Source organism: Pseudomonas khavaziana, assembly GCF_036704165.1.
Taxonomy (GTDB): domain Bacteria; phylum Pseudomonadota; class Gammaproteobacteria; order Pseudomonadales; family Pseudomonadaceae; genus Aquipseudomonas; species Aquipseudomonas khavaziana.
Map to the genome: position 1 here is coordinate 1,178,891 of NZ_CP129946.1, position 14,638 is coordinate 1,193,528.

The window sequence follows — 14,638 nt, forward strand, 5'->3', positions numbered from 1 at the left end:
CCCCCATGACGACCCGTACCCGTATCCTCACCGGCATCACCACCACCGGCACGCCGCACCTGGGCAACTACGCCGGTGCGATTCGCCCGGCGATCCTTGCCAGCGAAGATGCCAATGCCGATTCCTTTTACTTCCTGGCCGACTACCATGCCCTGATCAAATGCGATGACCCGCAGCGCATCCAGCGCTCGCGCATGGAAATCGCCGCGACCTGGCTGGCCGGTGGCCTGGATGTGAACCGGGTGACCTTCTACCGCCAGTCCGACATCCCGGAAATCCCCGAGCTGACCTGGCTGCTGACCTGCGTCGCCGCCAAGGGCCTGCTCAACCGCGCCCACGCCTACAAGGCCTCGGTGGACAAGAACGTGGAAAGCGGCGAAGACCCGGATGCGGGCATCAGCATGGGCCTGTACAGCTACCCGGTGCTGATGGCGGCAGACATCCTGATGTTCAACGCGCACAAGGTGCCGGTCGGCCGTGACCAGATCCAGCACGTGGAGATGGCCCGCGACATTGGCCAGCGCTTCAACCACCTGTTTGGCAATGGTAAGGAATTCTTCACCATGCCCGAGGCGCTGATCGAAGAAAGCGTCGCCACTTTGCCGGGCCTGGATGGCCGCAAGATGTCCAAGAGCTACGACAACACCATCCCGTTGTTCACCAGCGCCAAGGACATGAAAGACGCGATCTCGCGGATCGTCACTGATTCGCGCGCCCCAGGCGAAGCCAAGGACCCGGACAATTCGCACCTGTTCACCCTGTACCAGGCGTTTGCCACCAAGGCCCAGGAACAGGAGTTTCGTGGCGAGCTGCTGCAAGGCCTGGGTTGGGGCGAGGCGAAGAACCGTCTGTTCCAGTTGCTGGACGGCCAACTCGGTGAAGCTCGCGAGCGCTATCACCAACTGATGTCGCGCCCGTCGGACATGGAAGACCTGCTGCTGATAGGCGCCAAGAAGGCGCGCGCAGTGGCAGCACCGTTCCTGGCCGAGCTGCGCGAAGCGGTGGGCTTGCGTTCGTTCGTCAACCAGGCTGCGGCGCCGGTCAGCGCTAAAAAGAAAGCCGCGAAAGCCGCACGCTTTGTAAGCTTTCGCGAAGAGGACGGCAGTTTCCGCTTCCGCCTGTTGGCGGCTGACGGCGAGCAACTGCTGCTGTCGCGCAACTTTGCCGACGGCAAGGCCGCAGGTGCGGTGACCAAGCAATTGCAAAGCGGCGACGCGCTGGATGTACGCACTGAGGCCCAGGGCTTCAGCGTTTGGCTGGACGGTGCAGCAGTGGCCGATAGCGCAGCGTTCGCCGATGCCGCCTCCCGCGATGCCGCCATCGCCGCCTTGCGCGTGGCCTTGACCCCAACCGAGGATTAACCCGACCAAGGGTTGATTGCCATTATCCAGGGCCGTCGTTACAGTGACGGCCCGTTTTTGTTGCCTTGCTAACGAAATTATGACGCCCCTAGAACGATATCAAGCTGATCTGAAACGCCCTGAATTCTTCCATGACGCGGCCCAGGAAAATGCCGTGCGTCATTTGCAGCGCCTGTACGACGACCTCGTCGCGGCCTCGCAGAGCAAGCCAGGGATGTTCAGCAAACTGTTTGGCAAGAAAGACCACACACCGGTCAAGGGCCTGTATTTCTGGGGTGGCGTCGGCCGGGGCAAGACTTACCTGGTGGATACCTTCTTCGAAGCGCTGCCATTCAAGGAAAAGGTCCGTACCCACTTCCACCGCTTCATGAAGCGCGTGCACGAAGAGATGAAGACCCTGCCGGGCGAGAAAAACCCGCTGACCATCATCGCCAAGCGCTTCTCCCAGGAAGCACGGGTGATCTGCTTCGATGAGTTCTTCGTCTCCGACATCACCGACGCCATGATCCTCGGCACCTTGATGGAAGAGTTGTTCAAGAACGGCGTGACCCTGGTCGCCACCTCGAACATCGTGCCCGACGGCCTGTACAAGGACGGCCTGCAGCGTGCGCGCTTCCTGCCGGCCATCGCGCTGATCAAGCAGAACACCGATATCGTCAACGTCGACAGCGGTGTCGACTACCGCCTGCGTCACCTGGAGCAAGCCGAGCTGTTCCACTTCCCGCTGAACGACGCAGCGCACGAAAGCCTGAAAAAGAGCTTCCGCGCCCTGACCCCGGAATGCACCCAGGCGGTGGAAAACGACAAGCTGATGATCGAGAACCGCGAAATCATCGCGTTGCGCACCTGCGATGACGTGGCCTGGTTCGAGTTCCGCCAACTGTGCGACGGCCCGCGTAGCCAGAACGACTACATCGAGCTGGGCAAGATCTTCCACGCGGTGATCTTGAGCGGCGTCGAGCAGATGGGCGTTGCCACGGACGATATCGCCCGACGGTTTATCAACATGGTCGATGAGTTCTACGACCGTAACGTCAAGTTGATCATCTCGGCGGAGGTGGAGCTCAAGGACCTGTATACCGGTGGTCGCTTGAACTTCGAGTTCCAGCGCACCTTGAGCCGCCTGCTCGAAATGCAGTCCCACGAATTCCTGTCGCGCGGACACAAACCCTAAAAGACCTCCAGAACAATGGAGATCCAATGTGGGAGGGGGCAAGCCCCCTCCCACATTTGCCCTGTGTCTGACTGGAGTTATGCGGCTTGCTGGAACTGCTGCCGATACTGGTTCGGCGACAGCTCCGTGTGCTGCCTGAACAAGCGCGCAAAGAAACTCGCATCGTCGTAACCCACCTCATAACTGATGGTCTTGATGCTCTTGCGGCTGCCCGAGAGCAGGCCTTTTGCCGTCTCGATACGCAGCCGTTGCAGGTAATGCAGCGGCTTGTCGCCGGTAGCGGTCTGGAAGCGCCGCATGAAGTTGCGGATGCTCATGCCGTGCTCCCGGGCGACATCTTCGAAGCGGAACTTGTCGGCAAAATGTTCTTCGAGCCAGTGCTGGATCTGCAGGATGATCACGTCCTGGTGCAGCTTCTGCCCACCAAAACCGATCCGTCCCGGTGAATAGCTGCGCTGCACCTCATAGAGGATGTCGCGGGCCACGGCCTGGGCGATGCTGGCGCCGCAGAAACGTTCGATCAGATAGATGTAGAGGTCGCAGGCCGAAGTGGTGCCGCCGGCGCAATACAGGTTATCGGCATCGGTGAGGTGCTTGTCCTGATTGAGCTGGACCTTGGGGAAGCGCTCGCTGAAGGCAGTGAAGAACCGCCAGTAGGTGGTTGCCTCCTTGCCATCGAGCAGCCCGGCTTCTGCCAGCCAGAACACGCCGGTGGCTTCGCCGCAGAGCACGGCGCCGCGGGCATGTTGTTCGCGTAGCCACGGCAGCACTTGCGGGTAGCGGGTGCACAGGGCGTCGAAGTCGTCCCAGAACGCCGGCAATACGATGATGTCGGCGTCTTCCAGGCCGCCGTCCACTGGCATTATCACATCACTGAAGCTGCGCACTGATTGCCCGTCGGGGCTGACCAGGCGCGTATCGAACCCTGGGGTCAGGCCCAGGCCCTGCTGTTTGCCGTAACGCAGGCTGGCGAGATGGAAGAAATCCTTGGCTTGCATCAGGGTTGAAGCGAATACCCGATCAATGGCCAAAATGCTGACGCGCCGCAAGGGCGTGGAGATTTGGTTAGACATAATTTCATTTATTCTTATAGGGGAAAGTGGTCACCAGACGGCTGGATCGTCTTATTTTTTGTCGCATGTGTCCAGTGTCCCGTGACGCCATCGCGGCATAGGCTCTGTGGGCTCATCCTTGTCCGACAATCCATGCAGGTGACCCATGATCCCCAGAACCTTGTTCAGCCAGGAGCACGAACTCTTCCGCGAGAGCGTGCGCACCTTCCTCGAAAAACTCGCCGCGCCCTTTCATGGGCAATGGGAAAAGCAGGGCTATATCGACCGTAGCCTGTGGAGCAAGGCGGGAGAGGCGGGCATGCTGTGCTCCCACCTGCCGGAGGAGTATGGCGGCCTGGGCGCGGACTTTCTCTACAGCGCGGTGGTGATCGAAGAGATCAGTCGTCTTGGTTTGACCGGCATCGGCTTTTCCCTGCATTCGGATATCGTTGCGCCCTATATCTTGCATTACGGCAGTGAAGCACTGAAACAGAAGTACCTGCCCAAGCTGATTTCCGGGGAGATGGTCACGGCGATTGCCATGACCGAGCCGGGCGCCGGCTCCGACCTGCAAGGAGTCAAGACCACGGCAGTGCTGGACGGCGATGAGTACGTCATCAATGGCTCCAAGACCTTTATCACCAACGGCTACCTGGCTGACCTAGTGATCGTAGTCGCCAAGACCGATCCCAAGGCCGGCGCCAAGGGCACCAGCCTGTTTCTGGTGGAGGCTGGCACGCCCGGTTTCGACAAGGGCAAGCGCCTGGAGAAAGTCGGCATGAAGGCTCAGGACACCTCGGAGTTGTTTTTCCAGGACGTGCGAGTGCCCAAGGAAAACCTGCTGGGCCAGGCCGGTATGGGCTTCGCATACCTGATGCAGGAACTGCCTCAAGAGCGTTTGACCGTAGCGATAGGCGCGCTGTCTTCAGCCGAAGCGGCATTGCAATGGACCCTGGATTACACCCGCGAGCGCAAGGCGTTCGGCAAGGCGATTGCCGACTTCCAGAACACCCGATTCAAGCTGGCCGAGATGGCTACCGAGATTCAGATCGGCCGCGTGTTTGTGGATAAGTGCATGGCGTTGCACCTGGAAGGCAAGCTGGATGTGCCTACCGCAGCGATGGCCAAGTATTGGGCCACGGACCTGCAATGCAAGGTACTCGATGAGTGCGTGCAGTTGCACGGCGGTTACGGCTTCATGTGGGAATACCCGATTGCCCGTGCCTGGGCGGATGCGCGGGTGCAGCGCATTTATGCGGGGACCAATGAGATCATGAAAGAGATCATTGCGCGGGCGCTTTGATTCTGGGCTTGATCGTTCCCACGCTCCGCGTGGAAACGCCTCATGTGACGCTCCGCGTCACGACTCTGAAAGCGGACGCAGAGCGTCCAAGGCGGCATTCCCACGCAGAGCGTTGGAACGATCAGTAGCAGCCAAAAGATCAATCAAGGCGCAGGATTCGGATGATCCTTCTGAATCGCCTCAATCCCCTCCAACACCTCTTTCGACAGTTTCAGCTCGGCACTGGCAATGTTGCTATCCAACTGCTCCAGCGTGGTGGCCCCAATAATATTGCTGGTCACAAACGGCTGCTGCGTCACAAACGCCAGCGCCATCTGCGCCGGGTCCAGGCCATGTTCCCGCGCCAATGCCACATAGCGGCTGCACGCCGCTTCCGACTGCGAGTTGAAATAGCGGCTGAAGCGGCTGTACTCGGTCAGGCGCGCCTTGGCCGGCCGTGCGCCGCCTTCGTACTTGCCGCTGAGCATGCCGAACGCCAGTGGGGAATACGCCAGCAAGCCGCACTGCTCACGAATGGCGATTTCCGCCAGGCCCACCTCGAAGCTGCGGTTGAGCAGGTTATAGGGGTTCTGGATCGACACCGCACGGGGCCAGCCGCGGGCTTCGGCCAGGGCGAGGAACTTCATGGTGCCCCACGGGGTTTCGTTGGACAGGCCGATGTGGCGGATCTTGCCGGCCTTGACCTGCTCATCCAGGGCCTCGAGGGTTTCCTCCAGGGGGGTGAGGTCGTCTTCGTCCTTGTGCTTGTAGCTCAACTGGCCGAAGAAGTTGGTGCTGCGCTCCGGCCAGTGCAGTTGGTAGAGGTCGATCCAGTCGGTTTGCAGGCGCTTGAGGCTGGCGTCCAGGGCTTGGGTAATGTGCTTGCGGTTGTGGCGCAGGTAGCCATCGCGGATGTAGTCGATGGTGTTGCCGGGACCGGCGATCTTGCTGGCGAGGACCCAGTCGGCGCGGTCGCCACGGCTTTTGAAGTAATTGCCGATGTAGCGCTCGGTGGTGGCGTAGGTGTCGGCCTTGGGCGGTACCGGGTACATTTCCGCAGTATCGAGAAAGTTGATCCCTGCGGCCTTGGCCCGTTCGATCTGCGCGAAGGCCTCTGCCTCGCTGTTCTGCTCGCCCCAGGTCATGGTGCCCAAGGCAATCGCGCTGACGTTCAGATCGGTGCGGCCCAGCTGTCGGTAATCCATCGGATACTCCTTCGGGGGAAAACAATCATAAAAGCAGGTTGAATTTTTTTTCGCAATCTGCATAATTGCCCACCTCTTTCTGCAGTGGAAGTGATGCGCCGTCTGCCGAAGAATCTTGCCGTTGAACGGACGCGCCGACCCGAGCCCCCGATAGCGTCTGTATCCGGCTGCCTTTGACTTGTCAAAGTAAGCACTATTCAGTAAGATCCGCCGTCTAATTTACAGGGCGGCCCCTGAGGCTATTAAAGAATGACAACTTTTACTGCAAAACCGGAAACAGTTCAGCGCGACTGGTTTGTCGTCGACGCCGCTGGTCAGACCCTGGGTCGTCTGGCCACTGAAGTCGCCAGCCGTCTGCGTGGCAAGCACAAGCCTGAGTACACCCCTCACGTTGACACCGGTGACTACATCGTGATCATCAACGCTGAGCAGGTACGTGTTACCGGCAACAAAGCGCAAGACAAAATGTACTACCGTCACTCCGGTTTCCCAGGTGGTATCAAGTCTTCCAACTTTGAAGGCCTGATCTCCAAGAAGCCTGAAGCCCCGATCGAAATCGCGGTCAAAGGCATGCTGCCGAAGGGCCCACTGGGTCGCGATATGTTTCGCAAGCTGAAAGTCTATGCGGGCGCTGTACACCCTCATGCTGCTCAGCAGCCCCAAGAACTGAAGTTTTAACGGAATAGTTCATTATGTCGGCGACTCAAAATTACGGCACTGGCCGTCGCAAAACCGCAACCGCACGCGTTTTCCTGCGTCCGGGCACTGGTAACATCTCGATCAACAACCGCTCCCTGGACAACTTCTTCGGTCGCGAAACTGCCCGCATGGTAGTTCGTCAGCCGCTGGAATTGACCGAGACCGTTGAAAAGTTCGACATCTACGTCACCGTTATCGGTGGCGGTGTAAGTGGTCAAGCTGGCGCAATCCGCCACGGCATCACTCGCGCTCTGATGCAGTACGACGAAACCCTGCGTGGCGCTCTGCGCAAAGCTGGCTTCGTGACTCGCGATGCTCGTGAAGTTGAACGTAAGAAAGTCGGTCTGCGTAAAGCGCGTAAGCGTCCGCAGTACTCGAAGCGTTAATTCGCTTTACGTTCCACAAAAACGCCCAGCCTCCTCGCGGAGCTGGGCGTTTTTTATTGCCTGCGATTTATACATAAATTTGTGCGTGACAACTTGCCACATCCGTAGACCCCCTATACTACAAGGCCTGGGGGCGGAGGCCCGGGCAATTCCCTTGTCATACGTGGGGCTTTTCATTACCATCCGTCAAAATTTTTATAAGTAAAGTTTCAACACTTAGTAGACGCCTGATTTAACAGGCCAAAAAAGCTGATGGGAGAGGACTGAATGAGCAATGACGGCGTGAATGCAGGCCGGCGTCGCTTCTTGGTAGCAGCCACATCCGTGGTGGGTGCTGCAGGAGCGGTGGGGGCTGCGGTCCCGTTCGTGGGGTCATGGTTTCCCAGTGCCAAGGCGAAAGCCGCAGGTGCACCGGTGAAGGTGAATGTCAGCAAGATCGAGCCAGGCCAGCAGATGATTGCTGAGTGGCGCGGCCAACCGGTATTCATCGTTCGTCGTACCGAGGAAATCCTGGGGAATCTGAAGAAGATCGAGGGCCAGTTGTCTGACCCGCAATCCGAAAATTCCGACCAGCCCGCCTACGCCAAGAACGAAGTACGTTCGATCAAGCCAGAGATTCTGCTGCTGGTCGGTCTGTGTACCCACCTGGGTTGCTCGCCTACCTTCCGCCCGGAAGTGGCCCCTGTCGATCTGGGCAAGGACTGGGTCGGCGGTTATTTCTGCCCGTGCCACGGTTCCCACTACGACCTCGCCGGCCGCGTCTACAAGTCCCAGCCCGCGCCCTTGAACCTGCCCGTGCCTCCGCATACCTACGAAACTGACGACCTCATAGTCATTGGCCTCGACAAGGAGAACGCGTGATGAGCAAGTTCATGGATTGGGTGGATGCGCGCTTCCCCGCCACTAAAATGTGGGAAGACCATCTCAGCAAGTATTACGCGCCAAAGAACTTCAACTTCTTCTACTTCTTCGGCTCCCTGGCCCTGTTGGTGCTGGTCAACCAGATCGTCACCGGCGTGTGGCTGACGATGAGCTACACCCCGTCGGCGGAGGAGGCGTTCGCTTCCGTTGAATACATCATGCGTGACGTCGAGTACGGCTCGATCCTGCGCCTGCTGCACTCCACTGGCGCGTCAGCGTTCTTTATCGTCGTCTACCTGCACATGTTCCGGGGCCTGCTCTACGGGTCGTACCAGAAGCCTCGCGAGCTGGTGTGGGTGTTCGGCATGCTGATCTACCTGGCGCTGATGGCCGAAGCCTTCATGGGTTACCTGCTGCCGTGGGGCCAGATGTCGTACTGGGGCGCCCAGGTGATCATCTCGCTGTTCGGTGCGATCCCGGTGATCGGCAACGACCTGACCCAGTGGATCCGCGGTGACTACCTGATCTCGGGCATTACCCTGAACCGCTTCTTCGCCCTGCACGTGGTGGCCTTGCCGATCGTGATCCTCGGCCTGGTGGTGCTGCACATCCTGGCGCTGCACGAAGTGGGCTCCAACAACCCAGATGGCGTGGACATCAAGAAGCACAAGGACGAGAACGGTATCCCGCTGGATGGCATTCCGTTTCACCCTTACTACACCGTCAAAGACATTGTCGGCGTGGTGGTGTTCCTGTTCGTGTTCTGCTCGATCGTGTTCTTTTTCCCGGAGATGGGCGGTTACTTCCTCGAGAAGCCTAACTTCGAGCAGGCCAACGCCTTCAAGACTCCCGAGCACATTGCGCCGGTGTGGTACTTCACGCCGTTCTACGCGATCCTGCGCGCCATCCCTGACAAGCTGATGGGCGTGATCGCCATGGGCGCAGCCATCGCGGTGCTGTTTGTGCTGCCATGGCTGGACCGTAGCCCGGTCAAGTCGATGCGCTACAAAGGCTGGCTGAGCAAGATTTGGCTGTGGGTGTTCTGCATCTCGTTCGTGATCCTGGGCGTACTCGGCGTATTGGCGCCAACCCCTGAGCGTACGTTGCTGTCGCAGGTCTGCACCTTCCTGTACTTCGCCTACTTCATTCTGATGCCGTTCTATACCCGGCTCGAGAAGACCAAACCGGTTCCGGAAAGGGTGACTGGCTGATGAAAAAGTTATTCGTTGCATTCGTGCTTGCGGCCCTGCCGCTACTGTCCTTCGCCGCCGAGCATGGCGCGCAGCTGGAAAAAGTCGATATCGATGTGTCTGACAAAGCCGCCATGCAGGATGGGCTGCGGACCTTCACCAACTACTGCATGGGGTGCCACAGCGCCAAGTTCCAACGTTACGAGCGTGTCGCCGATGACCTGGGCATCCCCCATGAAGTGATGCTCAGCCACGCGGTGTTCACCGGTGCGAAGATCGGCGACCACATGAACATCGGCATGCAACCGGCCGACGCCAAGACCTGGTTCGGCGCCGCACCGCCCGACCTCACCCTGGTGGCCCGCGTGCGTGGCACCGACTGGCTCTACGGCTACCTGAAATCCTTCTATGAAGACCCCGCGCGCCCCTACGGCGTAAACAACAAAGTCTTCCCGAATGTCGGCATGCCGAACGTTCTGGTCGGCTTGCAGGGGCGCCAGGTGGTAGGATGCAAGCAGGTTCAGGTCGTTGAAGACGGCAAGAAGCAATATGATCCGTTGACCGGCACGCCTCTGACCCATGAAGCGTGTGATCAACTGACCATCGTGCCCAAGACCGGTACGCTGAACGAAGAGCAGTTCGACGAGAAGGTCAAGAACCTGGTGACCTTCCTGGCCTACTCGGCCAATCCGGTCAAACTGCAGCACCAGCGCATTGGTACGTACGTCTTGCTGTACCTGGCTTTCTTCTTCGTATTCGCTTATCTGCTCAAGCGCGAATACTGGAAGGATGTGCATTGATCCAACCGTAAGCAATTGCTGTTAATCTTGCGCGCCCAGCGGCATCTCTGAACACGTAGCGACCGGTTGAACCGGACGTTACAGGGATGCTCTCTGGGCGCGCTCGTTTTTGAGCTTTCGATAATTTCAACAAGCGAGGAGGACCGCCATGGGCGTGACCAATCGGTTGGCCTGTTACTCCGACCCCGCCGACCACTATTCCCACCGAGTACGCATCGTGCTCGCAGAGAAGGGTGTCAGCGCCGAGATCATCAGTGTGGAGGCGGGCCGTCATCCGCCGAAACTGATCGAAGTGAACCCTTACGGCAGCTTGCCCACCCTGGTCGATCGTGACCTGGCGTTGTGGGAGTCAACCGTGGTGATGGAATACTTGGATGAGCGTTACCCTCATCCGCCTTTGCTGCCGGTGTACCCGGTGGCGCGTGCCAACAGCCGTCTGCTGATCCATCGGATCCAGCGCGACTGGTGCGGGCTGGTGGATGTGATTCTCGATTCGCGTTCCAAAGAAGCCGCTCGGGTGCAGGCGCGCAAGGAACTGCGCGAGAGCCTGACCGGCGTTTCGCCGTTGTTCGCCGACAAACCTTTTTTCCTCAGTGAGGAACAAAGCTTGGTGGATTGCTGCCTATTACCCATACTCTGGCGCTTGCCGATTCTGGGCATTGAACTGCCACGGCCGGCCAAGCCGTTGCTTGATTACATGGAGCGCCAGTTTGCGCGTGAGGCTTTCCAGGCGAGTCTGTCTGGTGTCGAACGCGATATGCGCTAAGGCTTAAGGAGCCGTTGATGAACTCCAGTCGACCTTACCTGGTCCGCGCGCTCTATGAGTGGATTGTGGACAACGATTGCACCCCGCACATGCTGGTCAATTCCGAATTTCCTGCGGTTCAGGTACCGCAGGGTTTTGCCAGTGACGGACAAATCGTGCTGAACGTGTCGCCCAGTGCCGTTCGCCACCTGCACATGGACAACGAAGCGGTGAGCTTCGAAGGGCGTTTCGGCGGTGTGCCCCATACGCTGTTCGTGCCAATTGGTGCCATCCTCGGGATCTATGCCCGGGAAAATGGCCAAGGCATGGTGTTCGATCTGGAGTCGCCTTTCGAGGACGCCGAAACGATCGAAGGTGAAGGCGGTGATGATGTGCCGCCACCGGACACCGAGCCGCCGCGCCCTAGCGGTCGGCCGAGCTTGAAAGTGGTGAAGTAGGCGGATTACGCCTCCAGGCCCATGTGAAAAATGCCTCGACTGCTGTCGGGGCATTTTTTTTGCGCGAAGGATATGGATGAAAGTCGCGCCGGAACGGTGATCGTACAACCACCATGGGCTATGATGCGGTCTTTAGTTCGCCGAGAAAGATGGTTCATCATGGAAAACTCCAGCGCCGCTCCACGTCTTCCCCGCAAGCGTCGCAGCCTTGCCCAGGAATTGGTCACGGTGTTGTCCGAGCAGATCCGCGACGGCCAGCTCAAACGAGGCGACAAGCTGCCCACCGAGTCGGCAATCATGGACGCCCATGGCGTCAGCCGCACTGTGGTGCGCGAAGCCATCTCGCGTCTGCAAGCGGCGGGGCAGGTAGAAACCCGTCACGGTATCGGCACCTTTGTGCTGGACACGCCAAGCCCCAGCGGTTTCCGCATTGACCCGGCCACCGTGGTGACCTTGCGTGATGTGCTGGCGATCCTGGAGCTGCGTATCAGCCTTGAAGTGGAGTCTGCGGGCCTAGCAGCCTTGCGTCGCAGTGATGCACAGCTGGCGGCCATGCGTGCGGCCCTCGATGCCCTGAACGAAAGCGCGGCCCATGCCGGCGATGCGGTGGCTTCGGACTTTGCCTTCCATCTGGAAATTGCGTTGTCTACCGGCAACCGTTACTTCACCGACATCATGACCCACCTGGGCACCAGCATCATTCCACGCACGCGCCTGAACTCAGCGCGCCTGGCCCATGATGATCAACAGCACTACATGAGCCGCCTGAGTCGCGAACACGAAGAAATCTATGAGGCGATTGCCCGCCAGGATTCGGATGCGGCACGGGCGGCCATGCGTCTGCATTTGACCAATAGCCGCGAACGGCTGCGCCATGCCCATGAAGAGGCCGAGGCGCAGCGAGGTTGAAGGCTGGTTCGCCGCGATCCAAATGTGGGAGGGGCGGTGCGACGATTCGACTTGCCCGCGAAGACGTCGGCCCAGCAAACATTGATGTCGGTTGACCCGCCGCTATCGGGAGCAAGCCCCCTCCCACAGTTGATCTCCATTGCCTGGAGTATTGCGGCGACTTAGCTGGTGGGTTGATTTGGCTTGTAGTCCTTGAGCAACAAATATGTACTCCAACCCCACCAATCATTGGTCCAGTGCTTGTCATTCAGATCATTGACGTCCTTGCGCCGCAGCACCTTGTCTCCCTCCATCTTGAACAGTGGCGAGAAGTTATTCGCCGGGTTTTGTGCCGCGTTCAAGTCGGGCACATACAGCGGTGCCTTGAAGCTGGCCGGGGAGGGCGCGACGCCGCTGATGAACGTCTCGAAGATCTCATCAGCCGAAGCCTGTACTGCGCGTTTGACCTGCATGCGGTTGTCCGCGTCGATGTCATCGAAGTAGCGCTTGTCGCCGTAGGCGTGCCATTGATCGCCCATGGCATTGCGCACCTTGAGCCCGAACTTGCTGTCTTCATCGTGCATGAAGCGGCTGATCAGCGAGCCGAGTTCACCCGGCGTCACTACCGCTGCCAGTTGCTTGCGCGGTACGCGCAGGTGGCCGGCGGAAAACAGGTCAGTCAAGAAATGATCAGCAAAGCTGTTCATTGCATAAGCCAGCTCAAGGGCCTGGTCGGTGCCGGTTTGATGAGCCAGGATGGCCTGTTGCAGCGCCGCCGTGTGGCCGGCCAGGTACGCCGACAGGGCCCACTCGCCGAAGTGGTCGGCATTGTCCGCCGCCAGTTTCAGGTAGCGACCCAGTGGGAATAGGGCTGAAACAGCGCTGCCGCCGCCGGTGATGCGATTCCACTCCTCGGACAACGTATCACCCAAGGCGTCATAGGCTTCGTGGGGCTGCTTGCCGTCCTTGATCGCTTGCTTGACTGCGGCGATCTCCGTTTGCATCACCGCCAGGATCTTGTGGGCTTCCTCCCGGGAGGCGGGTAGCACTGCCAGAGAGTTGAAGGCGGCAGTGAAATGTTGCACGCGCTCGGCAGGGGAGGCGCCATCGCTGATCGCCTGATCCGGAATGCCATAGAAATCGCCGCCCAGGGCAATCATTTGGCCGTAGGTCAGCGCGAGTCCGTTGGGCAGGTGCAGCTCGACTTGGTACGCAGGAGTTGCCGGCGCGTCCTTGGCGAAGCGAAGCAGGGTTTCATCGCCGATGGCGGTGTGTTCACCCCCTTCGAAACGTAAGGACGGCAACTGATTTTCTGGTGCAGCGAGTTCTAGACCTGACATGTTAGCTCCTTGCTATGTCGTAGGAATCTTCCTTGATGGCTGTATATGCATACAGCTTTCCTGAGCATAAAGGAGAAATTTCCTACGTCAAGAAGCATTGTTAGGCGTGCCGGCTTTGCGATGAGCAGCGATGAATTGCAGTTGACGAATCTTTTTATAGTTGTACGATGACGTACGACATTCAAAACCAACAACAACCTTTCGTTAGAAAGTCTTCGCCCAGGGTGTTCGAATAATGAATCCACAAGAACTGAAGTCCATCCTCTCCCACGGTCTGCTGTCTTTCCCGGTGACCGATTTCACTGCCCAGGGTGACTTCCACCAGGCGGGCTATATCAAGCGCCTGGAATGGCTGGCCCCTTATGGCGCCACCGCCTTGTTCGCAGCGGGTGGCACCGGTGAGTTTTTCTCCCTCGCCGCCAGTGAATACTCCCAGGTGGTAAAAACCGCTGTTGATACCTGCGCCACCAGCGTGCCGATCTTGGCCGGTGTAGGCGGTGCGACCCGTCAGGCCATCGAGTACGCCCAAGAGGCCGAACGCCTCGGTGCCAAAGGCTTGCTGCTGCTGCCGCACTACCTCACCGAAGCCAGCCAGGACGGGGTCGCCGCCCATGTTGAAGCGGTGTGCAAGTCGGTCAAGATCGGTGTTGTGGTCTACAACCGCAATGTCTGCCGCCTGACCGCGCCGCTGCTGGAACGCCTGGCCGAGCGCTGCCCGAACCTGATCGGCTACAAGGATGGCTTGGGTGATATCGAGTTGATGGTGTCTATCCGTCGCCGCCTCGGCGACCGTTTCAGCTACCTCGGCGGCCTGCCGACTGCAGAGGTTTACGCCGCGGCCTACAAGGCTCTGGGGGTTCCGGTGTACTCCTCGGCAGTGTTCAACTTCATCCCCAAGACTGCGATGGATTTCTACCACGCCATTGCCCGCGAAGATCACGCCACCGTTGGCAAGATCATCGATGACTTCTTCCTGCCGTACCTGGATATCCGTAACCGCAAGGCCGGTTACGCGGTGAGCATCGTCAAGGCCGGTGCGAAAATCGTCGGTTATGACGCCGGGCCGGTGCGCACGCCGCTCACCGACCTGCTGCCCGAAGAGTATGAAGCCCTGGCCGCGCTGATCGACAAGCAAGGCCCGCAGTAAATTATCCACAAGGCCGCTGAGCAATCAGCGGCCTTTTGCGTCAGGAGAAG

At 59.1% G+C, this 14,638-nt stretch carries 15 protein-coding genes; 12 read left to right on the forward strand and 3 right to left on the reverse strand.

The window, feature by feature from the left end; genetic code table 11:
• Positions 1 to 5 precede the first annotated feature (5 nt).
• On the forward strand, positions 6 to 1,361 hold the full coding sequence (locus QYQ93_RS05150) for a tryptophan--tRNA ligase (protein ID WP_043048543.1): 1,356 nt from the start codon (positions 6 to 8) through the stop codon (positions 1,359 to 1,361).
• Between the two features lie 79 nt (positions 1,362 to 1,440).
• Positions 1,441 to 2,535, forward strand: a complete 1,095-nt coding sequence (gene zapE / locus QYQ93_RS05155; protein WP_043048545.1) for a cell division protein ZapE — start codon at positions 1,441 to 1,443, stop codon at positions 2,533 to 2,535.
• 77 nt (positions 2,536 to 2,612) lie between these two features.
• On the opposite strand, the gene QYQ93_RS05160 is transcribed toward zapE, so the two are convergent.
• The gene (locus QYQ93_RS05160; RefSeq protein ID WP_200893569.1) at positions 2,613 to 3,533 is read right to left on the reverse strand and encodes a GlxA family transcriptional regulator; all 921 of its coding nucleotides are present in this window, start codon (positions 3,531 to 3,533) and stop codon (positions 2,613 to 2,615) included.
• A gap of 220 nt (positions 3,534 to 3,753) precedes the next feature.
• Here QYQ93_RS05160 and QYQ93_RS05165 point away from each other — a divergent pair, with 220 nt between their 5' ends.
• The gene (locus QYQ93_RS05165) at positions 3,754 to 4,890 is read left to right on the forward strand and encodes an acyl-CoA dehydrogenase family protein (RefSeq protein ID WP_338476471.1); all 1,137 of its coding nucleotides are present in this window, start codon (positions 3,754 to 3,756) and stop codon (positions 4,888 to 4,890) included.
• Between the two features lie 143 nt (positions 4,891 to 5,033).
• Here QYQ93_RS05165 and QYQ93_RS05170 read toward each other — a convergent pair whose 3' ends face one another.
• A complete protein-coding gene (locus QYQ93_RS05170; RefSeq protein ID WP_338476472.1) occupies positions 5,034 to 6,074 on the reverse strand; it encodes an NADP(H)-dependent aldo-keto reductase in 1,041 nt (346 codons plus the stop codon).
• A gap of 249 nt (positions 6,075 to 6,323) precedes the next feature.
• Between QYQ93_RS05170 and rplM the strand changes: the two genes are divergently transcribed.
• From rplM to QYQ93_RS05210, 8 genes are all read left to right on the forward strand, one after another.
• A complete protein-coding gene (rplM, locus tag QYQ93_RS05175; protein WP_003171742.1) occupies positions 6,324 to 6,752 on the forward strand; it encodes a 50S ribosomal protein L13 in 429 nt (142 codons plus the stop codon).
• Between the two features lie 14 nt (positions 6,753 to 6,766).
• A complete protein-coding gene (rpsI, locus tag QYQ93_RS05180; protein WP_002555064.1) occupies positions 6,767 to 7,159 on the forward strand; it encodes a 30S ribosomal protein S9 in 393 nt (130 codons plus the stop codon).
• Between the two features lie 267 nt (positions 7,160 to 7,426).
• Entirely contained in the window at positions 7,427 to 8,020 is a 594-nt protein-coding gene (petA, locus tag QYQ93_RS05185) for a ubiquinol-cytochrome c reductase iron-sulfur subunit (RefSeq protein WP_043048551.1), read from the forward strand.
• Complete coding sequence (locus QYQ93_RS05190) at positions 8,020 to 9,231, forward strand: cytochrome b (RefSeq protein WP_003188526.1); 1,212 nt, start codon at positions 8,020 to 8,022, stop codon at positions 9,229 to 9,231. Before petA ends, QYQ93_RS05190 begins: the two co-directional genes overlap by 1 nt.
• Positions 9,231 to 10,010, forward strand: coding sequence for a cytochrome c1 (locus QYQ93_RS05195; RefSeq protein WP_005784777.1), 780 nt, complete (start codon positions 9,231 to 9,233; stop codon positions 10,008 to 10,010). Before QYQ93_RS05190 ends, QYQ93_RS05195 begins: the two co-directional genes overlap by 1 nt.
• A gap of 148 nt (positions 10,011 to 10,158) precedes the next feature.
• Entirely contained in the window at positions 10,159 to 10,776 is a 618-nt protein-coding gene (locus QYQ93_RS05200) for a glutathione S-transferase N-terminal domain-containing protein (RefSeq protein ID WP_005784778.1), read from the forward strand.
• Positions 10,777 to 10,793: 17 nt separating this feature from the next.
• Positions 10,794 to 11,213: a ClpXP protease specificity-enhancing factor gene (locus tag QYQ93_RS05205; protein WP_043048553.1), complete on the forward strand. Its 420-nt coding sequence runs from the start codon at positions 10,794 to 10,796 to the stop codon at positions 11,211 to 11,213.
• 159 nt (positions 11,214 to 11,372) lie between these two features.
• On the forward strand, positions 11,373 to 12,122 hold the full coding sequence (locus QYQ93_RS05210) for a FadR/GntR family transcriptional regulator (protein ID WP_043048554.1): 750 nt from the start codon (positions 11,373 to 11,375) through the stop codon (positions 12,120 to 12,122).
• Between the two features lie 161 nt (positions 12,123 to 12,283).
• On the opposite strand, the gene QYQ93_RS05215 is transcribed toward QYQ93_RS05210, so the two are convergent.
• Positions 12,284 to 13,441, reverse strand: coding sequence for a phospholipase (locus QYQ93_RS05215; protein WP_338476473.1), 1,158 nt, complete (start codon positions 13,439 to 13,441; stop codon positions 12,284 to 12,286).
• Between the two features lie 235 nt (positions 13,442 to 13,676).
• Here QYQ93_RS05215 and kdgD point away from each other — a divergent pair, with 235 nt between their 5' ends.
• Positions 13,677 to 14,588, forward strand: a complete 912-nt coding sequence (gene kdgD / locus QYQ93_RS05220; protein ID WP_043048557.1) for a 5-dehydro-4-deoxyglucarate dehydratase — start codon at positions 13,677 to 13,679, stop codon at positions 14,586 to 14,588.
• The last annotated feature ends 50 nt before the right edge of the window (positions 14,589 to 14,638 follow it).